Source organism: Parabacteroides chongii (assembly GCF_029581355.1).
Taxonomy (GTDB): domain Bacteria; phylum Bacteroidota; class Bacteroidia; order Bacteroidales; family Tannerellaceae; genus Parabacteroides; species Parabacteroides chongii.
On record NZ_CP120849.1, the window covers coordinates 2,730,154 to 2,755,513 of the forward strand.

At 45.0% G+C, this 25,360-nt stretch carries 12 protein-coding genes; 8 read left to right on the forward strand and 4 right to left on the reverse strand.

The window, feature by feature from the left end:
• Positions 1-63: 63 nt before the first annotated feature.
• Both P3L47_RS10230 and P3L47_RS10235 read right to left on the reverse strand, forming a co-directional pair.
• Complete coding sequence (locus P3L47_RS10230; protein WP_122361036.1) at positions 64-561, reverse strand: dihydrofolate reductase; 498 nt, start codon at positions 559-561, stop codon at positions 64-66.
• A 71-nt stretch (positions 562-632) separates the two neighbouring features.
• Positions 633-1,427 (reverse strand): thymidylate synthase, encoded by a 795-nt coding sequence (locus P3L47_RS10235; RefSeq protein ID WP_122361035.1) that lies wholly within the window; start codon positions 1,425-1,427, stop codon positions 633-635.
• Between the two features lie 828 nt (positions 1,428-2,255).
• On the opposite strand from P3L47_RS10235, the gene P3L47_RS10240 reads away from it, so the two are divergent.
• The 5 genes from P3L47_RS10240 to P3L47_RS10260 all read left to right on the forward strand — a co-directional run bounded on the left by P3L47_RS10240 (position 2,256) and on the right by P3L47_RS10260 (position 20,184).
• Entirely contained in the window at positions 2,256-7,391 is a 5,136-nt protein-coding gene (locus tag P3L47_RS10240; RefSeq protein ID WP_277783535.1) for a DUF6383 domain-containing protein, read from the forward strand.
• Positions 7,392-7,697: 306 nt separating this feature from the next.
• The gene (locus tag P3L47_RS10245) at positions 7,698-14,366 is read left to right on the forward strand and encodes an MBG domain-containing protein (RefSeq protein ID WP_277783536.1); all 6,669 of its coding nucleotides are present in this window, start codon (positions 7,698-7,700) and stop codon (positions 14,364-14,366) included.
• A 19-nt stretch (positions 14,367-14,385) separates the two neighbouring features.
• The gene (locus tag P3L47_RS10250) at positions 14,386-18,087 is read left to right on the forward strand and encodes an MBG domain-containing protein (protein WP_277783537.1); all 3,702 of its coding nucleotides are present in this window, start codon (positions 14,386-14,388) and stop codon (positions 18,085-18,087) included.
• Positions 18,088-18,262: 175 nt separating this feature from the next.
• Positions 18,263-19,387 (forward strand): aldose epimerase family protein, encoded by a 1,125-nt coding sequence (locus P3L47_RS10255; protein WP_277783538.1) that lies wholly within the window; start codon positions 18,263-18,265, stop codon positions 19,385-19,387.
• Positions 19,388-19,824: 437 nt separating this feature from the next.
• Positions 19,825-20,184 carry a hypothetical protein gene (locus tag P3L47_RS10260; RefSeq protein ID WP_277783539.1) on the forward strand — a complete coding sequence of 120 codons (360 nt, stop codon included), beginning with the start codon at positions 19,825-19,827 and terminating at the stop codon, positions 20,182-20,184.
• 8 nt (positions 20,185-20,192) lie between these two features.
• Here P3L47_RS10260 and porE read toward each other — a convergent pair whose 3' ends face one another.
• Both porE and P3L47_RS10270 read right to left on the reverse strand, forming a co-directional pair.
• Positions 20,193-22,184: a PorE family type IX secretion system protein gene (gene porE / locus P3L47_RS10265; protein ID WP_122361029.1), complete on the reverse strand. Its 1,992-nt coding sequence runs from the start codon at positions 22,182-22,184 to the stop codon at positions 20,193-20,195.
• A 71-nt stretch (positions 22,185-22,255) separates the two neighbouring features.
• Positions 22,256-23,473, reverse strand: coding sequence for an S-adenosylmethionine:tRNA ribosyltransferase-isomerase (locus P3L47_RS10270; RefSeq protein WP_277783540.1), 1,218 nt, complete (start codon positions 23,471-23,473; stop codon positions 22,256-22,258).
• A 105-nt stretch (positions 23,474-23,578) separates the two neighbouring features.
• Between P3L47_RS10270 and P3L47_RS10275 the strand changes: the two genes are divergently transcribed.
• Genes P3L47_RS10275 through P3L47_RS10285 form a run of 3 tightly spaced genes read left to right on the forward strand, consistent with a single transcriptional unit; the run spans position 23,579 to position 25,343 of the window.
• Positions 23,579-24,646 carry a DUF2027 domain-containing protein gene (locus P3L47_RS10275; RefSeq protein ID WP_277783541.1) on the forward strand — a complete coding sequence of 356 codons (1,068 nt, stop codon included), beginning with the start codon at positions 23,579-23,581 and terminating at the stop codon, positions 24,644-24,646.
• 34 nt (positions 24,647-24,680) lie between these two features.
• Positions 24,681-24,818, forward strand: a complete 138-nt coding sequence (locus tag P3L47_RS10280) for a hypothetical protein (protein ID WP_277783542.1) — start codon at positions 24,681-24,683, stop codon at positions 24,816-24,818.
• 48 nt (positions 24,819-24,866) lie between these two features.
• A complete protein-coding gene (locus P3L47_RS10285; protein ID WP_129729500.1) occupies positions 24,867-25,343 on the forward strand; it encodes a CYTH domain-containing protein in 477 nt (158 codons plus the stop codon).
• Positions 25,344-25,360 lie beyond the last annotated feature (17 nt).

The window sequence follows — 25,360 nt, forward strand, 5'->3', positions numbered from 1 at the left end:
CTAATAGCAGACGATCAGACCGTCTGCTATTAGATAAACCCATAAGCCCTGAAAGATATTAAATTATTTCTTACGGTGATAAGTAAGGAATGTATACGGATAAGCATGTTTGGCATCAGCCGGAAATTCCTGGCGTTCCACCTCTTCCCACATATCCCAGTTTACGACAGGGAAAAATGTATCGGCATCCTTAAACTCTCCGTGTACGCGTGTGATGTACATCTTGTCTGCGATACGTAACGCCTGACGATATACCAAAGCGCCGCCAAGGATGAATATTTCATCTTCTTTTTCGCAGATATCCAATGCAGCGCCCATTGATTCGCAGGCAAAGCAGTTTACAAAACCTGCTTCCGGCATAGTAGTCAGGATCACGTTCTTCCGGTTGGGAAGCGGTCCTTTAGGCAGAGATTCGAATGTTTTACGTCCCATGATCACGGCATGGCCGGTGGTCAAGTCTTTGAAACGTCGCATGTCGGCTGGCAGACGCCATAACAACTTGTTGTTTTTACCAATCGCGTTGTTCTCTGCAATTGCGGCAATGATTGAAATTGTACTCATAAACTTATCAATTTATATAGTCTGTTTATACTCTCTATCTCTTTAATTGTCTATTCTCCATTGTCAATTGTTCAGACCGCCACTTCCCCTTTGATATGAGGATGCGGGTCGTAGCCGGTCAGGTTGAAATCTTCAAATTTGAAATCGAAGATGCTTTTTACGTCCGGATTAATTTCCATCCGGGGGAGAGGACGTGGTTCGCGGGTAAGCTGTAGTTTTACCTGTTCAATGTGGTTGCTGTAGATATGTGCATCGCCCAGCGTATGAACGAAATCTCCGGCCTTCAGTCCTGTAACCTGTGCCATCATCTGCAGTAACAGTGCGTAGGAAGCAATATTGAAAGGTACGCCCAGGAATATGTCGGCACTGCGCTGATACATTTGCAGGCTCAGCCGTCCGTTTGCCACATAAAACTGGAAGAACGCATGACACGGCGGAAGGTTCATGTTTTCCAGGTCACCCACATTCCAGGCACTGACAATGATCCGTCGGGAATCCGGATTATGTTTGATCGTGTCGACAGCTTCACTGATCTGATCGATGGAACCTCCCTTGTAGTCCGGCCATGAGCGCCACTGGAAACCGTAGATATGTCCCAGGTTTCCGTCAGGGTCTGCCCATTCGTTCCAGATACGCACGCCATGTTCCTGCAGATACTTCGCATTCGTATCTCCCTGCAGGAACCAGAGCAGTTCGTATATGATCGACTTCAGATGCAGTTTCTTCGTTGTAAGCAGAGGGAATCCCTCTTCCAGATTGAATCGCATCTGGTGGCCGAAAACACTTTGTGTACCGGTCCCGGTACGGTCTTCCTTCCTGACACCTTCGGCCAATACGCGATCCAGCAATTCTAAATATTGTTTCATTTTTATCTCTCTAGTAGCTTACAAAAATACGAAAGGGATTTGTATTAAACAACAGGTATGTTTTAAAATGCCTTTTCATCCGTTTACACATTGTAATGAGACGGACGTTTTTGATAGGCTAAATGATAGGTAAAAAATATTGTCTGGTAGGGTAATATCATTTATATGGTATACTAGTCTGATTTAGCCGCCCGGCTAGTGATAAAATGATAATCAGGGGATGGGGAGTAGTGTGTATCTTACGTTTATATAAAAGCTGAAAAAATTATATTATACAATTAAGGGGAATGGGTAATTTTGGATATATATTTATTAATATTAAAGTACGCGTACGTTAGTTTAATGCGCTTCCGGAGCCTGGATCGACCACAAAAAAAGATATGCAAATAAATAGACTAAATTCTTGGTATGGAATAAATATCAAAGGCGGATGCCCGATTTCGAATGACTAAAAAAAACGTTCCTTTTTTTCGTTCAGCAAAAATACGCATTCCTTTCGAACCTGCAACCCTTTTCAGAACTTTTTTCACTTTTCTATCTGCTTTCTTATCAGTACGATATGGAAATAAGGACAAAATAGCCACTTCTTGTTACAAAAGTAAAAGAATCTTAAACGACTGACTAGAAAAAAGGAACGTTTTAGCTCGTCATATCGGGAATCGTCGGGCAAAAAGGATGCCGATATACAGGCATTTAACAGTTCCGTTAAAATGCTTTTTCTTGTGTCCTACGGGTTTAGGCGGCTGAAATGAGCAGAGAGAGGCTAAATGAGAGGAAAATAATCAATTTGAGTATAGATCATAATTTTATTAATTAAATGTTTTACGTATGAGAAAAAGTACTTTGGTAAAAGGCGGGTCGGCCGCTCTTTTATGTGCTATGGCCTTTTATGGTTTGTCTCCGGTGCTGAATGCGGCAGATTCGGACTATACCAATATTAAGGCTAAATGGTATGAAGTAGTGAACACTGAAAGCGCGTGGAATGATGAGACGGACCTTATTGAAGGCTCGATTCATTTGAAACCGATTGACAAGGTGAATGTTCACGATCATTGGGAAGCTAATTCGACTTCTTACGGCAACTATGAGTCGATGATCGACTTCACAAAAATGAATGCAGGTTTGATGAACGGCGTTTTCGTAACCTTCTTCAATCTGGATGCAAGTGATACTCCTAACTATCTGAAGCCTTTCACCGGAAAGTATCTGGAGATGGCTTATTCGGATATTAAGAATCACGAAGAAATGAATACGGCCGAATATCTGAAATTTACAGATGACAAAGGCAATACCGGATTAGGTATTTATCAGAACCAGACAGCCAGTTCACGTGTAGACTTCCTGTATAGCACAAAAGGCTTGACAGGTGTTGAAAGCGTTGAAATGGATATTCGTGCTTTTGGTAATACGGACCTGGTAAACCGTAAGATCGACTGGACGTATGACGTATATGTTTATGATCTGTCAGGAGAGCTTGTTGGTCAGATGGTTAGCGACCGTGCAATTTTCACAGCTAATAACCATGAAATAGCAACAGCCCATACGCATCATATTAAAGCGCATGTTTCTGATGCCGATAATACGAATCCTGGTTCATGGCAGCAGGGCTCTTTGGACAACAAGATGATTATTGTTATGTTTAGAGGTGCTAAATCGGTTGCTGATGATGCAGTTGAATCTACAGGTTCAAAGAACACAGAACCGTTGACAGTATTCACAAATGCAAGATTGGCGTTCAATCGTCCGAGCGTTGCTTTCGGTGCTGCAAATACAAAGATATTTGAAGCTGGTGCCGGACGTAATACTTCTTGCGCTCCTGATACATTGACAACTACTGTTGAATTGTGGAATACATTGTATAAGAACAGCAAGTCTAACAATGAATATACTGCCACTTTCGGTAGTAGTGCGACTCGCGATGTTCTGGCCTTTATCGATCAAACTCAGGCTCCGAAAGAAGAGTTGGCATATTATGAACTGAATGTTGAGTATCCGTTTATCGTTGATAAGATGGAAATCTCTCAGATAGGCGATATGTCGAAAGTTGAGGGTTGGGTATCTTTAGATGAACTGGCTACTGATTCACCTAACAAAATTGTTAGAAAAGGTACACCGGGTGTAGATAAGAAAGTTACTTATCTGATCCCTCGTGAATTCTTCGTTCAGACAGATGCTACTGACGATCGCGATTGCAAATCAAGTGCTCGTTTCACTTATTACTTCGCTCCTCAAGAAGTAAAAGCATTTGAAAAATCTAACTATATTTGGTCTACTATCACAGCTGAAGCTTCAGATACAGCTCGTTATGCACTTCAGGCTACTTCTGTTCCTGAATATAACGAATTGAACGATCTGCACTTCGACGAATATCTGGATTTCAAGACTGCAAAAGTTAGCTTCAAGAACCTGCCTTATTTCAATTCATTCGACAACGGTCGTTACATGGATGAAATGCATTATGGTGAATTATTGCTGGTTAACCGGACAAAAGCTCCTAGACATTCAACCGATCGTTACGATGACGATGTAAATATCAAGGGTTGGAAGATCGTCTTCCTTGATGATGATAATAAGAAAGACTCTACTTATGTACCAGGTCGTTATCTGCCGATGACAGTTCAGGGACATAGCTATACTGATTATGCTGCATGGTTGGAAGAACATGGTTGTCCGGAATGCTGCATTGAAGATGAACCGGAAGTGGTTGGTACTCATGCAAGAGTAAAAGTTATCGACTGTTCAGGTAATATTTATCCGAACATCGTTAGCGTTAACGCTATCTTCAAATATCACCGTGGTGATGTAAACATCGGCGACGACGAGTCTAAATATGTAAATGAAACATATACTATCAATCCGGCTCTGACTTACGATGCTTCTATCGCAAGATATTTTGAAAATGGAGAAGTATTGGCTAATACGACTTATACTTACACCGGTCAGGATCTGATGGATAAGGTAGGTGGTGCAGTTTATTCAGGTCCGATCAAGGTCTTCGGTAACAATACATTCGTATGGTTCCAGGATACTGACCAGTCTCTGTTAAGCCACGCTATGGGTGTTCTTAGCTCTGAATTCCTGAAATATTTCGAACGTATCGACCGCAAAGATTTCTTCTTCGCTCCTTACGACGAATGGGATAACTACAAATATGAGTCAAGACCTCACACTGTTAAGATCTTCGCAACAGGTTTGAAACCGGATGTTCCTGGTGGAAAAGTTGCTTCTATCAAGGTCTTCAAAGAACAGTTCTCTAAAGGCGAAAGCTTCGACGATGCAGTTTATCATACAAATGCGTTCATGTTCACAGGTGAAAGCCTTGACTTTGCGAAAGTATATGTGAAGAAAGGTACTCAGGAAAAACCGATCGAAGAATATAGCGGTGCTACATTCGGCAAATTTATCGGTATGAGCATAGGTGATACTTTGATCTACAAGGTAGACCTGGATAACGACTATGCAGTACAGTACGTAGAAGAAAACGGTCTTGATATGACTGTTAAATATGTACCTTACAACGACGTGAACCTGCTTCCGATTGAAAAAGAATATTGGGATTATTGCTGCTTCGAAGGCACTCCTAACGTATTCAATCACGTAGCTCAGTTCGGTGTAACTGCTTCTAACAAGAAAGGTTGGAACGAATTTTATACATTCGGTACTACCGACAGAGGTTTGACAACAACAATGAATGCGGATAAGATCATCGGTTCATATACAAGCTTTTATTCATTCCTGACTCAGCAGTTCGGTTCTTGCAATGACTGCGGTAGTGGCGGTTATCCGAATGCAAACTATAGTAGTAGCATAGGTAGCTCTGAAGGCAACTGGGTTCCTGCTCCGAACCTGATCTATAACGAAATCTTCCGTAAGGATTACAAGACTCGTTATGTAAATACTTGCTATCCGGTACGCGACGGTCAGTTCATCATTTCCGGTTTGAACATTACTGAGCCGGTTGATATGGATGTATTCTCTAACAAGAAAGGTGCTTTCGATTATGAAGTAACAGTTCTTGCCGACCTCAATGGCGAACCTTATGGTAAAGTGGATACAGTAGGTACGACAGTTCAGATCTCTCCGAACAAATACGGTGAAGTATTGGCTCTTGTTTCTGCTAAGTTCGATCCGAAAGATCGCGATGGCATTGCAATGACTATCGATACAATTACAAGTGGTGCTGAAAAAGGTATGTGGGCTCGCTACTATGCGAAAGACTCTATCCGTCTGGCTCCGCAACAGCATGCTTCTGACGTTGAAAGATGGAACCGCGTGTACTTCTTCGACCTGGATGATTACAAACATAATTTGACATTTGAAGATGAAAAGTGGAAACACTTCGGTATCTGGGCTCCTTACGGTGTTAATATTACCGATACGCTGACAGCTACTATCAAGGGTGACGTGAAAGTTCCTGAAGTATGGTATAGCTCTGATGCTGCTGGTAAGAACAGAATCGATGCATTCCAGTTCGGTGTTGTAAATGGTGGTGCTTCTAAAGACTCGGTATTCTATATCCAGGGTCGTGACCTGCCTCATTACGGTACTACTGTGAACGATACGGATCCTAAGGTTGAACAGGAAATCAACTTGTTGAGCGCTTCTGACTTGTTCACATTCGGAACAAATAAATCAAAAGAAGTGAAACTGTTCATCCGTGAAAAATCAATGGAACTGGCTGGTACAGTTGAGGAAGCTCCTTATATCTATACAGGTGCTGCCGGCGAACTGGTTAAGAATGTTCTTCGTGGTGACGTAGCTGCCAAGATCGATATTCGTGCAACTCCGAATGTAGAAGATCTGTGTGACGTAGAGAATAAACTTTCTCTGGCTGCAGTATGTGACGTTCAGCAGGATCTGCCGCTGGCATTCACTGCCGGTCTTGAAATGCCGTATATCAAAGATATGGAACCGGGTGACGTTGGTGGTAGCGATGCTCGCATCAAATGGACAGCAACTCCGGGTGCTCAGTACTATCAGGTAGCTGTAGGTCGCTTCACTCCGAAGTATACTTCTGAAGATGTATTCATGTCTGAAGTACGTGCTGACGATGCAAGCAAGACTATCTGGGTTGAATTGTTCAACGCAACAGGCGATGTGATCCACCGTGATAATAAAGTTAACTACTGGTTGGAAGTAACTAAAGAATATACGGATGCTGCAGGTGCACCTAAGAAGGAGGTAACTAAGGTAAGTGTAGACAACTTCGAACTGCAAGGTAATACGCAACCGATCGACAGAAACTGGGGTTATGCTCCGATTGCCCATCAGATGGACAACATGGATCTGACTACAGACATCACGAAACCTGTTAAATATACAATCCGCCTGATGGAAGGATTCCAGACAGACGCTCATCAGATCGACATTTATCTGTTCGATACTCCTGCAACATGGATGGTAAGAAAACCGGTACAGGGTATGCCTATTAATGGTGGTGACTTCAATACAGGTGACTGGAGAACTGAAGTAGGTTCATTGCCTACGGCTTATTACGAATGGCAGGATGATATCAACTTCGACGGTGAAGAATCGTTCAAGGTTGCTGCAACTGCAACATCGATAGCTGTTCATAACCTGATCCCGCAGACTGCTTACACTGCACGTGTTCGTGCATTCAACGAGTGTGTCGGTGGTGAAGAAATGATTCCGTCAGAAGACTTCTATGACTTCGCAACATCTAAGACTGCTACCTCTACTGGTGACATCTACTTCGATGAAGCTGACGAACATAAGCCGGTTTCTAACGAATCTATCAATACAACTGACGTAACAGTTCTGGGTGGCCAGGGTAAGGTAACGATCCTGAATGCTGCTAACAAGAAAGTTGTCATCAGTAATGTATTAGGTCAGACCGTTGCCAACACAACGATCACTTCTGACAATGTTACATTCAACGCTCCTGCAGGAATCGTGGTTGTAGCTTTGGAAGACGGAACAATTGTTAAGGCAGTCGTTAAGTAAGACATGAATAACTATTGATATAAAGAAGTTTATAATCAATAATTTCTAATAGCCGCGTGGCGGATGTAGAGACGTTGCTTGCAGCGTCTCTACCTGACACCAATTAACCTGCGAAGGCGAAAAGGCGGGTATTAATACTAAAGTAATGAAATATAAATTCTTCCGCCTTAGCTCTGTGAAGAATGAAAGCGGATACAAACCCTGGCGGAGTCTATTTGTCAGGGTTTGTATTATGTTTTATGCAGACTTGGTTATAAGCACTTACTGTCTATTGATTGAAGTATAAACAAATTAAAATAATTGCGTATGAACAAAGTATACTTAATCGATGTGAGTAGGCGACTACTTATATTCGTACTATTATTGGGAGGGTATATCACACAAGCAGTTGCAGCAGACATTTATGTCCCCGTAAAAGATGTCCTGTCGTTTTATCAAGGAACGGAATATGCTAATAAAGTGCAGCTGGAATCCCATATCCAAAGTTTATTGCAGGATGCTGTTAGTGGAACAGCGATCATTTCGGAGGTTGTAGTTCAGAGAAATAATGGAACTCTCCCTCCTGCTGAATTAGGTGTTAACTCCTTTAGTTATACCTTTAATATATCTGGAAGTTCCGGTGACTTTGCTTTTAGGCGAACAGTCGGTGATGACCTGATTTCTCCAACTTCGATTCAATTAACTGGTAATACTGTGAATATTGCCGTGTCTAATGCTATCGAGATCAAGGCCCGCCAGGCTGTCGGTAATCTGAATTTCCCAGCAAACTGGGGTAATTATGTGTATGGAACGCCTATCAGTGACCTGAATACCAAAATACAGGTATTAGGTATGTCCGGGGTATCGATTACTGATGCTTCGGTTTTCCTGGTTAAAGATGGTTTAGAGATACAATATACAGGCAATAATAGTCTGGAAGCGGGAGAATATGACGTAGTGGTTACGTTCCCGCCGACTGAACAGTTTGCCTATGCTCCCTCTCTGAGTAACTGTACCCAACAAGCTATCGGTTCTTACATTTCTACAGCAAAGCTGAAAGTAAAAGAGAAACCGATCAATAATACCATATTCCCTGTATTTGCAGAAGGAGTAGGCGGCCTGGGCAAGATGGCTGCAAACACGAATCTGATCAGAGCGAAGAATCAGATCAATAACAACATTAATCCTTCCGACTTTATCTCAGAGATAAAGGTCTATTCCGATGCCAATTTCAGCAATGAAGTAACAGCGGGCAAACTGGTCCCGGGAGCTGTATATAGCTATCGCGTCGTGCTTCTGCCGAATTATGGTAAAGGAAATAATGTGTCGGCCAGTGTTGGAGGTGCTACGATCAACTTCAATACAACAAAGCATAGTTATGATATCGTAAATGCGATTTCGGTTGAAAAGAATACGTTGACAGTAAAACTGCCGGACTTCATTTCCAGTCCGATCCGTATTGGCGGCTATAACGATAATGCTGCAATGGCAACGATGCTGAAACAACTGATCCAGGATATCAATCCGGATATGGTCGACCAGAACCTTGTTCCGAAGGTGGATATCACCGACGGTACGGTTTCTTCTTCTATGCCGGACAATAGCCTGTTGGGTTATAAGGTAACCGTACAAGGAGATCTGACAAAGACCGGTTTGACTTTTGTAACGAATGGTAATGTAGCTTCTACAAACCTGACTGTCAACGGTAATGTTTGTTCGTTCAAAAATTCACTGTTGTTCGTAACTACATTGCCTACAACCCATTCTTTGGCTTATCCGGGCAACTATCAGATCGACTACGAAAAAGATATGCTTCCGAATGCGGTCATCCGCCGTATCAAGAGCGACTTACTGGTTCGTAATGCAGGTGTATTAGGAAATGAAACATTCATTGTTCGCCTGATCAATAATGACCTGAGCAATAAGAATGCAATCGCAGAAACAGACGATTCGTTCGGCTATAAGATCATTATCACCAAGAGTGCAACTTTGCAGGAAATAGAAACACCGGCCAACCAACGGATCAACGTGGTTGATAAAGGTACGACTATTGAAATCACTTACTCAAAGAGTATCGCTATCGTTCCTCGTCCGGCTATCGACTTCACATTCGGCGAATATACCGTTCAATATGTGAAAGGCATGACGCGTACACAAGTAGCAGATAAAGTACGGGACTTCATCTATCTGGCAAATCCGTTTATTGCAGAGTATATAACGAATGTACAGATCACCAATAACCGGATCACGGAAAATATGGGTACGGCTACCTACCGGGTAACGTTAAGTGCTGACCTGGATGTTCTCTTCTCGGAAGTAACCGTGAACGGACAGCCGCATAGCTCGACTACATTTGAAGGTACTGTAAACATCACTCCGCGTCCGATCGCAAAAGTGAAACTGTATAAGTATGAGTTCAAGAAAGAAGGCGCATCCGACGATATGATCGCAAAAGCGATCCTGGCTGACCTGCTTTTGAAGAATCCGGATATGAAGGGGGCTTATATCTCCAGCGTAACATTAGTACCTGCCATCGGCAGAGATCTTTATTCGTATACTGTCGTATTCAATCCGAATGACAATATCCGGAAGATCGAAGTATCTAATGAAGACGGAGGTCTTATTATTCCGATAGAATGGGGAGGTTATACAACGGCAACTTATCTTCGCTCGGTACGATTAACCGACAACGGTCAGTCGTTGGCGGAATACCCGCTTCCGATCAATGTACAACTGCCTCTGTGGGAACGTCCGTTCGGACAGACTGCCGACGAGTATGCACAAGACTTGTTGAATGACTTCAGGCTGACTCCGGGTGCAGACCGCGTAACAGTTCCTGACCTGAATAACTGGGGTGTGAAAACATATCTGATCAACAACGAAACTTCTACAGGAGACGTTCCGGTACGTATTGCCGGCGAAAGTTATCCGCAGGTATCCGACCTGTATGGTTACGAAGTGGTTGCTGGCGCTAATACCCAGTTCTCCGAATACTATACATTAAATTATACGGCACCGTCCAGTATCCACCTGACAGTGAACGGTAACGATGTGATTGCCAAATTGGCTCTCCGTATAGTAAAAGCAAAACGTACGCTTACTTTACCGGAAGTGAATGTCACTTATAATGACATCAATACGAAAGTCGCTTTACTTGACTCCGTAAAGAAAGCAGTGCTGGAAGATCCGGCTAATGAAGAATTTTTCGAACTGGTAGCTAAGACAGGTGTTAAACCTCTGAAGAGCTTTACAGTTACTATCAATAATATAGAAGAAGAAGGAACAACCGTTGCCGGGACCTATACTTATTCGGTAGCATTCGTTCAAAAGGTAACGGATAATATCGAAATAAGAGAAGCAGGTCCGAAGACATTGGTTGTCGGTCAGGCTCCGGTTGTCTTTACATTCCCGACAGATATTACATATCGTTATGGAAAACGTAAAGTGGCTATCGAAGCTGACATCCTCAGTCAGTTCCTGGCAGCTAACGAAGGTCTGTTAAGTGCATATACCTGCTTCGAAAATCCGGCAGACCTGTTCAAGGTTATGTTGACTAGTGCTGATTGTTCAGCAGAAGAAACAGAAACGTTGCCGAAGAACGGTGATTACGGTTACAGGGTAGATGTACTTGATGCGAACCTGTTGTCGAACTTCCTGCTTGACAACCAATTCGGCAGTAACTTCCATAATGTACAGAACTCTGTTCAGATCGGTCAGCGTAAACTGACTATCACACTGCCTACTTATCTGGCCGCTACAGCCGAAGAAGAAACAGCCGCGAAAGCTGCATTTACATTCGGTAAAGCGACAAAGGCAGAGATCGAGCAAATGATCTACGATGATATCGTTGCTTTGAATGGTGCGAAGATCAAGAGTGATTATACGTTGGCAGTCAGCCTGGTTACTACCAAGGCGCAATTGGATAAAAATAATCCTGTAATCGGTGACTACAACTATACCGTTGAACTGACCTCAGCCGATTATATTTTCGTTTATCAGATCGAAGGTGCTGAAGTGACTGACGGACCGGGTACGAATGTCGTTACTGCTGTCAACGCAGTGAAGGTGGTTGCTCCGGGTGTCGTTGTGACATTCAACGAAGAAAAGCTCGAAGGTGTCTGGACGATCGTTGCCGGTAAACCGGTATATGAGCTGACCAACCTGACACTGGCAAGTGACGATTATGGATTTACCTTGATTTCTATAAAGGAAGATCCGGAGAATCCGACACCGGCCATGACAGCTGCACGCTGGAACCAGTTGTTCAAGAACAATAAGTTACATTGGGCATTGTACCGTAACAATAAACTTCAGTTCCACGGTAATACATTGAACAGTGTCCTGGTCGACTCTGTAAAGAACAATGTTACCCAGGGTAATTATAAACTTCGTATCGTAGACGCTTCGACATTGAAAGCAGCTATCGGTAACTTCGAAATCCAGTTGGATGCCGACTTGGCTAACCTGAAGGTGACTCCGGCAACAGTAGAAGTGAAAGCGGCTAAAGATGCTTATACAAAAGTGTACGGCACGGTCGTTACTAAAGATACCGATCTGAATGCGAAACTTGTATTTGCCACAGAACCGAAGCTGACCGCAGCTAAACTGCTGGCAGAAAAGAATGTGATCGACCTGTTTGAAACGGTAGATCCGCTCGATACTGACGTTTATGAAGCTACCGCTCCGGTAGGCGACTACCAGATCCGTGCAATCGAAGCAAGGGTGAAAGAACTGTTTACTCCGGTTATCGGCGTTAAGTTCGTGGCAAGCGAAACGGAGGCTAAAGTATCTGTTACCCCGGCTCCGCTGACGGCAACCGACTTAACGGTTAAAGTATCCGTTACACGCGAATATGGCGAAGAGGCAGCAGATGCTGATGTATATGCAGAAGTTTCGGGTAACTTATCCGAAGCCTTCCAGGCAGAGATCACCCAATTGCTGAATGCAGATAAAGTAAACCGTACAAGCTGGCTCGACCTGTCGGGCGTTAACAAGAAGACAGACGTCGGCACATACGAGTTGCGCTTTACATCTTCGGCCGCTACCCGGATCGCAGCCCTGCTTCCGAACTTCGATATCTCCGCTGCTACGCTTATCAACGCAGGCCTGACGGTAACGCCGGCTCCGCTGACCGTACGTGCGAAGAGCTACAACCGTCCTTACGGTGGTGGTAATCCGGATCTCGAAATCGAATACATCGGTTTGAAGAATAATGAATATGAAAACCTGGCGGATGTATTCTCTGTGATGCCGAAGATCGCGACAGATGCGAGATCCGACTCACGTGGTACATACGATATCTACTTCACGGTAAAAGGGGAAGCACGTAATTATACGGTAACTCACGAAAACGGAACCTTGTCGATCGATAAGATCCGCCGTACAATCATCTGGCCGGAAGATCAGCGCAACCTGGTAATCCCGGTAGGTGAAACAGTTGAGTTATCAGCTTACCTGAAATCGGAAGCCGACGGTAAACCGTCTATCTACGATATCCGTTACGAACTGTCGGGCAACGATCGCGAACGTGTGATCCTGTCTGAAACAGCAAGAGGCGTTTATGCTATAACCGGTAATGTACGTACGGAAGGTGACAACTATGTGACCATCACAGTATTTGCCGATGGCGATGATACCTACGAAGATGCCACTCCTGTAACCGGAACGATCAAAGTAATCGCTCCGGAAGGTGATGCAGCCAAAGTAAATGTAATCATCTCTAATGTGACCAGCATTTACGACAGCAACCCGAGAGCAGTAAGCGTAAAGGTAACCGACGTGGAAACAGGTGAGGCAGTGAAAGACTTCAGCATCTATTACGAAGGCGACCAGTTAGGTTCTGTTCCGACCCTGTATCCGTCTACCCAGGACGCTCCGACAGACGCCGGTGTATATACTGTAACGGTGAAGGCAACGCTCGGTTCCGTCACTTATTCTTACACCGCTAAGAACAAGATGGTGATCGCTCCGAAGCCGGTTGTGGTAACAGCCCGCAGCTTCAATATCCGGTACGGTAGCGAACAACCCGCTTACGCAAATGCATACGATTATAACAAGAGTGACTTCCTGAACGGCGAAGACTTCCTGGTTGGCCAGGCTCCGGTTGTTCGTCTGATAGGATACAACGGTAAAGCCGGCTCATATAAGCTGACTCCGTATTCTGCTCAGGACTTCGGTCGTAACTATGTGATTACTTATGTGTCCGGACTGTTGAATGTCAGTAAGGCTGCCGTGACTATCCAGGCTGATGACAAAGAAACTGTTTATGGTAAGGATCTGGAAGAACTGACCTACACGGCTACCGGCTTCGTGAACGGTGAAACGCTGAAAGACCTCGGTTTCGCTCCGCGTATCAGTTCGACTGTAACACGTACATCGGATGCAGGTGTTTACCCGATCACTTTCTCTGATAATTATACATCTGATAACTACGAAGTTTCTTATGTAGACGGTAAATACAACCTGCAGGCTGCTTCACAGAAGATAAGCTGGAGCCCGGAAACTACAATAGACGTAGAAGGTGGTGATGTGGTTCTTACGGCTACTGCTTCAAGTAAACTTCCGGTTACATTCAATTCGTCTAACGACGCGGTTGCTTATGTAAATCAGATCGGCGACGCATGGATACTGACTCCGGTTACTTCCGGTACGGTAACGGTTACAGCTATGCAGCATGGTAATAAAAACTACAACGCTGCTGAACCTGTGGTGATAACATTCCTTGTGGACGATGAATATCTGTCGGTAGGCAATGAAAACCTCGTCGTTGCAGACCAGATCGATGTATATCCGAGACTGTTTACCAACACTGTCACAGTGGCTGCTCCGTCTGAAATCAAGCAGGTAGAACTGCTGTCGATGAACGGAACATTACAGACAGTTATTCGCAAACCGGGATCTGTTATTGATCTGTCGACATTTGGATCAGGCATCTATCTGCTCAATGTAACATTGGAAGACGGAACGTTCAAATCAGTGAAGATCATTAAGAAGTAACCTGTAAAACTAATTTAGTATGAAGAAATATATTAAATCAATATTCACATCGAGGAAGCAGCTTATGCTGCTTCCCCTGATGCTTGTTTCAGGCGGTATCATGCAGGCGCAAACGACTGTACCCGATACTGTGTACGTAAGCTTCAATACGAATACTCCGCTGCCGATGACTTATGGTGACAACCTGAGTACGGCTGCCGCGGGTATCGATGGAGCCAGTTTCAACTATTTCTATGTGAATGGGGATGGAAGTGAATATGGAAGTGTTGGCTCCGGAGTATCATTCAAGTCTCCGGCACAGGCGATCGACATCCTGAAGTTTTCGGCTACTCCGACAGTGAGCGGTGGCGAGACATTAGGTTTCGTATCCGATAACCTGACTGAATATTTCCAGTATAATAACAATCCGAATGTAGTATTCTTTGTCAGTAACCGGGCCGGTGCTTTTACCAGCCAGCCTTTAACGGTGAACCCGGCTACATTGAATATCGCAGCCCGCGACACCAGCCGTTTCTACGGTGATGAGAACCCGGCTACGCCCTGGTCTGCCAAAGACTTTGTGTTCAGTGGTTTTGTGAATGGCGATACGGAAGCGATCTTTACCAATTCGCAAGTGAATGTCTTACCGGACGTTACGTATGGCGGAGCAGATAAAAACTCGGTTCCCGGTACATTTGTAATCGGTATGAGCGGGGGACAAGCTGCCAACTATACACTGAACTTGCAGGTTTGGTCGGATGCCTGGCCCGATGGTAGAGGGTTGCTGACAGTTAAGCAAGCCCCTCTTACCTTGGCTGTCCCCGACAGTGCCCGTTTGTATGACGATGCAAATGTGAAGAATATCTCCGGAAAAGAACTTCTTATCACAGACGGAACTTTGAAGAACGACCAAACACTGGAGGCTTTGTTCGGTAATATCAAATTGCCGGTTACTCATACAGCAGTTTCCGGTGCATTGGGCGCAACCAAAAGTGATGTAGGAACTTATAGTTATGAGTTGAATGCAAATGCAGCTAACACGGTTGCAACCACTCTTTCTAACTATGATATCCAGGCAATCACCGCCGGTAAATACGAAGTGAAGAAAGACACAATCACTATCACCGTATTCCCGGCAGAAGCAGAAGTCGTTATCAACGAAAAGCCGGTTAAGGTGATGCATAAGGTGTATGGTGAACCTAATCCGGATGGTTATTTCTATTTGACTAAACGTCTGGAAGAAGGTAGTGCTCCTTCGTATGCTTTCTCGAAAGCAGTTGAGGCAGTAAATTATATCTCCGCAACGGCCGAAGGCGACAGAGGTTTCAAAGTGGCTCCGCTTGCCGGATACTTCGATTATGAAGGACGCAAGGCTACCGAAAAGACCGAAGTAAACCTGAAGCGTGAGAAACCGAACCAGAAAGAAGACAGCCTGTATGTCGCCAAGGTAGACAATGCAGACAAAGTATCTTCTCTGAACTACGCTTTCAAAACAGTAGACGGAACCTTCCTGATCAACCAGCGTCCGCTGGCCATCTGGAAAGTGATCGTAGACCGTATATATGGTGAAGCCGATAAAGATACGACCTGGACTTTCGAACCGAACGATGCCGAAAAGAAACGCGGCCTCGCCAGCTTCGATGTTAAATATCAGACAACAACTACTCCTGACGACATTATCGACTTCATGCCGAAAGTAGTCGTTAAGCCGGTTGCTGCCGATAATACCCTGCACGCAGGTTCTTACAACGACACCCTGCATATCAAGGTCATTATCGAAGATAAAACAATCCAACCGCCGTACGTGGCAAAGGATCGTAACTATAAGCTGATTATGAACACACTGGTTCCGGGCACAATGACGAACGACAGTGTACGTCTCGAAGTTGCCAAAGCTCCATTGATTATCCGTCTGGATACCATCAAGAGAGCATTCGGTTCGGCTGATCCTGAGTTCAACAAAGCGGAAGTCCAGAAAGAGTTTATCTCTTACGAAGGCTTCAAATTGGATGAATCGGCCAACAGCCTCGACTCTACGGCTACCGTTGCTGTCGGCAACCGTATCAAGAACCTGGTTATCAACAACCGTCCGGAAGGTATTCTGCCGGTAGGAACATACGAACTGACAGGTATTACCGAACTCAACAAGGTAAATCCGAACTACGAAATCACCATCGTAGGCAAAGCCCGTTATCAGGTATATCCGGATAATAGCTATGTGATGGTTTGGACTCCGATACAGAACGAACTGATCGTGGGCGACCTTGTACGTCTGAATGCAGTTGTTAAACAGGGATCGACCGTAATAGCCGAAGGCTCCCAGATCGTTTACGAATCATCCAACCCGGCTTTGATCCAGGTGGAAAAGGTAGAAAGCATCTGGTATCTGCGAGCGAAAGCATTGACGGGCGACGAAGGCGTAACGATCACTGCCCGCTACAATGCAGAGTCCGGACAGGAAGAAGCCTTGAAGTCGGAAGTATTCAAAGTTTTGCGTCTGAAGAATGAAGCAGACTTCAACGTGATCCTGGGTAACATGGTATTCGATTACGACGGAACCGGCAAAGAAGCCGATGTGAAGCTGACCGACCTCAAGGGTATCCAGACATATACTCCGATCATTACTTACAACGGTGATCCTGAACTGCCGGTTGCAGCTGGTATCTACAACATCTCCATCTTCGTGAAACATAACGGTTCCGACCTGCTTGTCCGCAAAGAAAAGATGCAGATCAAACCGCGCGAAGTAATCGTGAAACCGAAAGATGCCCTGGTTGCATTCGGTGAAGCAATCCCTGAATCATTCGAATATACCTATTCCGGATTTATCGGCAGCGACGACTTCAAAGCCGCTTCTGCTCCTACCGTAAAAGTGGCAGGAACAATAACCGGCGCAGGAAATTATACCCTGTATGTCGAAGGTGGCGATCCGGGCGACAACTACACCCTGGTAGGCGGAACCGGAACCCTGACTGTTTCGAAAGCTACACTGACAATCAGTGCCGGTACGGTAGATATCGTTTACGGTGATGAAATACCTGAACTGAAACCGGTATACACCGGCTTCGTAGGCAACGACAACCCGGATGCCCTCAACTTCATCTACACAGTGAAGACCAAGGTTAACCCAGTCAACGCAGGCTCTTACGACCTTATCATCGACTGTCTGAGCTCTGAAGAAGACAACTATGCCGTGACTTTGGTTCCTGGTAAGTTGAATATCGCAAAAGCAGCCGCCGGTCTTGAATGGTCTGTCGAGTCTACATCGATCACCGTTGGCGACTCTGTTCTGTTGTATGCTTCCTGCGAATCTCCGGCAACAATCGCTTACACGGTTGAAAACATCGCTGTCGCAGGTACGAGAAACCATATCGAAGGTGTGCATGTGATCGGTAAGAACGAAGGTATAACCAAGTTGTACATCACAGTTCCCGAATCGACCAATCACCTGTCACATCGTGACTCTGTCACCTTCAATGTGAAGCTGGGTACGGTCGGTAATGAATCGATTACCCTGCAGGGCGTAGGTTTGTATCCGACCCTGGTAGAATACAATGCGACGGTAGTCTCTGAAATGCCTGTGGATGCGATCTATGTGATCGATGCAGCCGGTAAACTTCAGAAGCTTATTAAGAATCCTGAGCAGGTGATCGACCTGAGCCAGTTGCGTAGCGGTTATTATCTGGTTCGTATCGTATTGACTAATGGCGAAGCGAAGACTGTTCGGATCATTAAGAAATAGTTCTGTCTTGTTTCCATTTGGAAAATAGATAATAGGAATGAAAGGAGATATGTTATACATGGCATATCTCCTTTTACGTTAAAAGATATTATTATCCGGTAGATGAAAGATATTTTGGCTGGAATAGTGTATATTTGATCCATATCCAACAAACACTTTAATTTATCAATTTGAAATGAAAAGACTATGTATGGCTGTCATGGCAATGTGTGTATTGCTGTCGTGCGGCGAAAAAAGAGAAGAGGCTACAATCTCCGGGTTAATGAAGTCTGATTTCGTATCGGAAGTGGATGGGAAGCCGACCGCCTTGTATGTGTTGAAGAATAAAAACGGAGCAGAGGCTTGCATTACGAATTACGGTGGACGACTAGTCTCTGTAATGGTTCCTGACAAGAAAGGACAAATGACCGATGTGGTGCTGGGATATGATAATATTAACCAATATGTGCAGTCGGACGGAAACTACGGCGCTCTGATCGGACGTTATGGAAACCGCATCAACCAGGCTAAGTTTACTTTGGACGGCACGGAATATACACTGCCCAAGAATGACGGAACGCATTGTCTGCATGGCGGAGCTCAAGGATATCATGCCCGTATGTGGGATGCCAAACAGCTGAACGATCAGGCTCTGGAACTGACCTATCTCTCGAAGGACGGTGAAGCCGGTTTTCCTGGAAATCTGAATATCAAAGTTATTTATACATTGACGGATGACAATGCTGTCGATATCAGATATGAAGCAACAACGGATAAGAAAACGGTTGTGAACCTGACAAACCACAGTTACTTCAATCTCTCGGGTGTTCCCGGTTCCGATGTATTGGACCAGTTGGTTATGATCAATGCGGATAACTATACTCCGGTTGACAGCACACTGATCCCTGTAGGTATCAGTCCGGTTGATGAAACTCCGCTGGACCTGCGTACTCCGGTCGCTATCGGTAAACAGATCAACGACTCGTTCCAGCAGCTGCAGTTCGGACATGGTTATGACCTGAACTGGGTGTTGAATACAAACGGTGACAAGAATGTACTGGCTGCCAAGGCTTACTCTCCGACCAGCGGTATCGCCCTGGAAGTATATACCAACGAACCGGGTATTCAGTTCTATACCGGAAATTTTATGGATGGAAAAGATACCGGCAAGCACGGTGTGACTTATCCGCATCGTGGAGCTTTCTGCCTGGAGACACAGCATTATCCCGATAGTCCTAATCATCCAGACTTCCCGAGTGTTGTCCTGAACCCTGGTGAAAAGTATATCAGTGAATGTATCTATAAATTTACCGTCGAATGATTTCATTTGATTAACAACGGAAATCGTTATTCTGCTATAAAAGGAAGGCTATCCGGCACGGGTAGCCTTTTTTCTTGTTAATAATTCTTTGCAAAGAATATATATTATTGCTTTTAGCTATCTTTGTCCCATTCAAAGAATGAGCGGGCCGTTGAGTTTTGGCTACTCATTAGTTGGATGACATATAAGCGTTTAAGATATTATCTTTGGAACTGAAAATCGCCAAATTTCTAGTCGGACGAAGATGATAGACAACTGAACGCTCACGCTTGTTATATATACTCCTGTATATAGAATAGGGCGTGGGCTGTTGTCTTATTATTTGTTCGATGGGTGTTTGGCGATACCTCAGTTCCGAATAATGGATTAACAGTTTCCACGCTTCTTTATTATATAAAATGCCAAACAAGGGAAACAGGGCGGCTTGATCATACTATATGAATCCAAATGAAAGAGAACGGATAGCTGTTTGCCGGGTTTTACTGGATATTGAAGAGGGGATGGATGGCTATACTACCGCAGCTGATTGTCCGCATTTTCAGCAGTTACAGAATAAGCTCCTCCTGACGGAGCAGGATTTTGAAATGGCACGGAACACGTCCGTCTTGGAAAGCCTGGTTATTCTGAAAAAGACACATTACAACATCAAGATGCTGCTGGCATTGATTGTATGTGATCTGTATTCCGAATATATGGTTATTCCGCTTAACTATCGCATGGCTTTCGAAACGTTGATGAACGCGATTGACTGGCCCATCTCTTTTTCCGAAGTGTTGGCGAAAAGCAAAACGGAATAACGAAACCTTTAGAACAGGTTGTAATTCGTTCTGAGTACCTTAAACTCTGTGCGGCGGTTTATCTGGTCTGCCATTTCCTGTTGTTCCGGAGGCAGTGTCAGGATAAATTCTTCCGTCAGCACATCTCCTTCTTTCAGGAAGTCGAAGCTTTTGGCCATCTTCTTGTTGATGACCTTCGGAACGCTTTCGCCGTAGCCTTTGGCTTCCAGACGTTCTTTGTCGATGCCTCCTGCAATCAGGTAATCCACTACCGACTGGGCACGGCGTTGTGCCAGGCGTTCATTATACTGGTCGCTACCTTTGCGGTCGGTATGTGCTCCCAACTCGATCGTCACGTTCGGGTTATCGTTCAGCATCTTGATCATCTCATCCAGTGCTTTCTGTGATTCCGGGCGCAGGGTCGCTTTATCGAAATCGTAGAAGATATTGTCGATAACGACCGGTTTACTGATCGGAGAGAGGTAGAAGTCTACGATATAAGTTTCGTTCTTCTCTTCCGGTCCGGTTTTCAGTTCGAAGTTCTGGTTGAGGTAACCACGGGCACTAGCCATCATAACATAACGGATGTCGCGCTCCAGTTCCACCCGGTAAGTCCCGTCTTTCTTTGCCGGAACTTTCACATTCAGACCGTCTTTGCCGACAATACGGACGGTTGCATCTTCGATCGGATTTTCATCCACATCGAAGACAATACCTTCGATGAATATCGTTATCGTAGGAAGTTCGAACGAGTACAGATGATCGTACCCGCGTGCATCGTTACGGTTGGAACTGAAGAATCCTTTTTCCTTGTTTCCCTCGAATGTAATGCCGAAATCGTCAGCCATGGAGTTGATCGGTGCTTTCAGGTTTTCGACATGCCACTTGCCTGTACTGTCCTGGGTCGCTTTGAAAAGATCCAGACCGCCCATTCCCGGATGCCCGTTAGAGGCGAAGTAGAGTGTAACGGAGTCGCGTACGTACGGGAACATTTCGTCGCCGGGCGTATTGATCTCCGGTCCCAGATTTTCCATCGGACCGAAATCGTTACCTACAAGGCGGGAGCGGAAGATATCTTTTCCCCCGAAACCTCCGACTGCATCGGATACATAATACAGGTATTTGCCGTCAGGTGAAACAGACGGATGCCCCAGGGCTGTAACTGAGTCTTTTACAATAGTGGCACGTGTCCCTTTGCCCCATTTAGCACTGCTACGGGTAGAGATGTATATTTCTGATGTACGCGGTCCTTCCGGATCTTGTGCGCAATAGGTGTAATACATGGTATTGCCGTCTTTCGAGAAAGAAGGTGTTCCTTCGTCGAATTCGGTATTCACTTCGTCCTCCAGTTCGATGGGGGCGAGCCAGTTACCTTGTTCATCCTGTTTGACCAGGAAAAAGTCGTTGTTTCTTATGCCGGTGATGGCACTGATCGTTTCATCCTTGTCTTTGTTAGCCCCTTTGGGAGTGCGGGAAGAGGTGAAGTAAAGCTGATCGTATTTGTCACCGAACAGCATCGGACTGAATTCACCTCGGCGGGAATTGAATTTCTCCATCCGCTTGACGACATAACGGGTCGGGTTCTGTTTCCATACAGGAGCCAGTTCACTGCCTTTTATTCCGTTAAGGGCCAGTTCGCTTTCCGGGTTCCGTTGCAGGAAGTCATTATAATAACGTATAGCATCCGTATATTTGCCGGTTTTCTGGTACATCTGTCCCAGTCGCAGGCTTACGATACTATCCGGATATTCATAGCGTAATGCATTCATATAGGCACTGGTAGCCCTCGGTGTATTGTTGATGAGCCGGTTACATTCAGCCATTCGGTAGGCAATATATCCCCGTAAGTCCCTTTTCTGCGGAGACGTTTTCGTATAAACTTTCCGATAAATAGCTGCTGCCTCAAAGTATTCGCCGATCCGCTGCTTCTCCTCTGCATCGCTCAGCTTGGCTGATTTGCAGGAAAAAAGCAATAAAGCGGTTAAAAACAGTAATATATAGGGAGTAATCTTCTTATTCATCACCGGATAATCTTTATACTATGTAATAACGAATGGATTGAAAGGATATTGCCTGAACCGTATATTCATTATTATAATAACAGCGAGCTATCCCCATAACTCAGGAAACGGAAATCATGTCCCAGTGCATAGTTATAGATATTTTTCCAATCTCCTTTCACGAACGCGGAAATCAGTAGAAGCAGGGTGCTTTTAGGCTGGTGGAAATTGGTGACAATACCTTTTACGATCTTGAACTCATAACCCGGAGCTATGATAATCTGGGTTGCCGTGATCAAGGTGTTCAGCTGGTGTTTGTCCAGATAATCGAGTATATTCTGCAGGGCTTCCGCTGTAGTCAGCCGGTTGTTGGCTTCCTCATACGGCATCCATTGTTTGACAACCAACTCTTCGGAGGTTGCTCCCGGATGAGCCGCAAGCGTTACGCCTATGTAATAAAGGCTTTCGAGTGTGCGGACGGAAGTCGTTCCGACAGCTATGATATGTCCCAGGTGCTGCATGACCCGTTCGACGGTACTGCGGCGTACGGATATATATTCGGTATGCATTTCATGCCCTTCGATCGTTTCGCTCTTGACCGGCTTGAATGTTCCGGCTCCGACATGCAATGTCAGTTCTTCGCGACCGAAACCTTTGGTATCCAGGTCCGCCAGCACTTCCGGTGTGAAATGAAGCCCCGCAGTCGGTGCGGCTACCGAACCTTTGACTTTCGAATAAACAGTCTGGTACGTCTTCAGATCGCTTTCCTCCGTTTTACGATGCAGATAAGGAGGTATGGGCAGTTCGCCTGCCGCATCCAGCACTTCGGCAAAGCTGAAACCACCGTCCCAACTGAACCGTATCTGATGTGTCTCTCCGTAGCTTTGTACTTTTTCTGCAGATAACCTGACTGTCTGGCCGGCAACGCTGATCTCGCGGGAGAGAACGGGCTCTTTCCATTTCTTCGCATTTCCGATCAGGCAAATCCAGTTACACGCTTCCGTTTCCTGGAAGATAAGTTCATAATCATGCGGCAGGGCAGGATCCAGGCAGAAGACTTCGATCTGAGCCCCCGTCACGCGCTGGAATAACAATCGCGCCTGGATGACGCGGGTATTATTGAATACCATCAACGAACCTTCCGGCAGGTAATCTGTAATATGCTTGAAAACGCTCTCACTTACTTTCCCGTCCCGGTAAAGCAATAATTTGGATTCGTCCCGCTTAGGCAGCGGAAACTTCGCTATTCGTTCATCAGGTAACGGATAGTTATAATCTTCGATACTTATCTGTTGAGTTTTTGTAATCATTGCTATCTCTATTTTCGGATATGTTCTTTTCGAACCGGGTGCAAAAGTACTACAAATGTGTGGGAAATATATTACTTTTGTGTTCATAACACTAATAATAAAACGATGAATACTGTAAAAGTCGGAGATAAAGTCCGTTTCCTGAATACGACAGGAGGCGGAATCGTACGTAGTTTTAAAGGAAAAGACCAGGTGCTGGTCGAGGATGAAGACGGGTTTGAAGTACCGGCACTGATCCGTGAGTGCGTAGTCGTAGGAGGTGAGAATGAAATGCAGGTGCATAGCTCGAACCGTCCGAAAATACAACCACAGGCACAGGTTCAACAATCCGCTCCAAAGCCACAGCCGGAGGAAGTGAAGATTGAAGAAACACCCGAAGGGGAACGGATGAATATCTATTTGGCTTATTTACCGCTTGAACCGACCAAGGTAATACAGCAGAGCGGTTATGAAGCCTATTTCATCAATGACAGCAATTATTATCTGTTCTTCAACTATATGAACCGCCATAACAATAGCTGGATCAGCCGTTACAATGGCCTGATAGAACCGAATACGAAAATCTTCCTGGAAGAGTTCGGCAAAGAAGATCTGAACGATCTGGAACGTATCTGCGTACAGCTGATTGCTTTCAAGAAAGATAAACCTTATTCGTTGAAGAACTCTATCTCTGTTGAGTTGCATCTCGATACGGTGAAGTTCTATAAACAACATTGCTTTATGGAAAATGACTTCTTTGAAGAGGATGCCATGGTTTATCCAATTGTCCGGAACGATGTACCGGAGCGGGAACTGCTTGTTTCTGCAGCGGATCTGAAAGAAGCGATGTATCAGAAAGTTCAGGAAGACCGTCATGCTCCGCAGTCTATCGTGAAGAAAAAATCAGACGGCGCTATACTGGAAGTCGACCTGCACATCACCGAACTGCTGGATAATACGAATGGACTGAGTAATGCGGATATGCTGACCTATCAGTTAGATAAGTTCCATGAAATATTGGCGAAGTATGCCAATCATAAAGGACAGAAGATTGTCTTTATCCACGGTAAAGGCGACGGAGTACTTCGTAAGGCTATCGAAAAAGAGTTGAAAACGAGATACAAACAACACTATTATCAGGATGCATCTTTTCGTGAGTACGGATTCGGCGCAACTATGGTAACGATCAAGTAAAGATACCTCCTGATTAATAATAGATAAGTACCGTATGAATCCTATTTTCCCTTGCAGAAAATCTGTTGCCGACAGTGTCGACAGCTTTGCCGACGTCGTCGACAATATTGCTGACGCTGTCGACAATATAGCCGACACTGTCGGCAACAACTTTCCTGCAAGGGAAAACTAAAATAGATGCCGTCCTGATACGGCAAACAACCGGATAAACGAGAATGATATGGCTACCGAAATAGAAAGAAAGTTTATTGTAAAAGGCGACTTCTCTGCCGATGTATTCGACGCGCAACGTATTGTGCAGGGATATATCTGTTCTGAGCCCGGACGCACGGTGCGTGTTCGTATTCGTGGGGAGAAAGGTTTTCTGACTATCAAAGGCCCTTCGGACGAAAAAGGACTGAGCCGTTACGAATTCGAACAGGAAGTGCCGCTTGCGGATGCCGAACAGTTATTGAAGCTATGCGAACCGGGAGCCATCGATAAAGTGCGCCACCTTGTCCGTGCAGGGAAGCATATCTGGGAAGTGGATGTCTTTCACGGAGCCAACGAAGGCCTGGTTATGGCCGAAATAGAACTGGCTTCCGAAGACGAAGTATTTGAGAAACCGGAATGGATAGGGGAAGAGGTAAGCGGCGACAGGAGATATTACAACTCGATGCTTACCAAAGAACCTTATACCGGATGGGCGAAGAAATAGTACTAATTTAAACGATA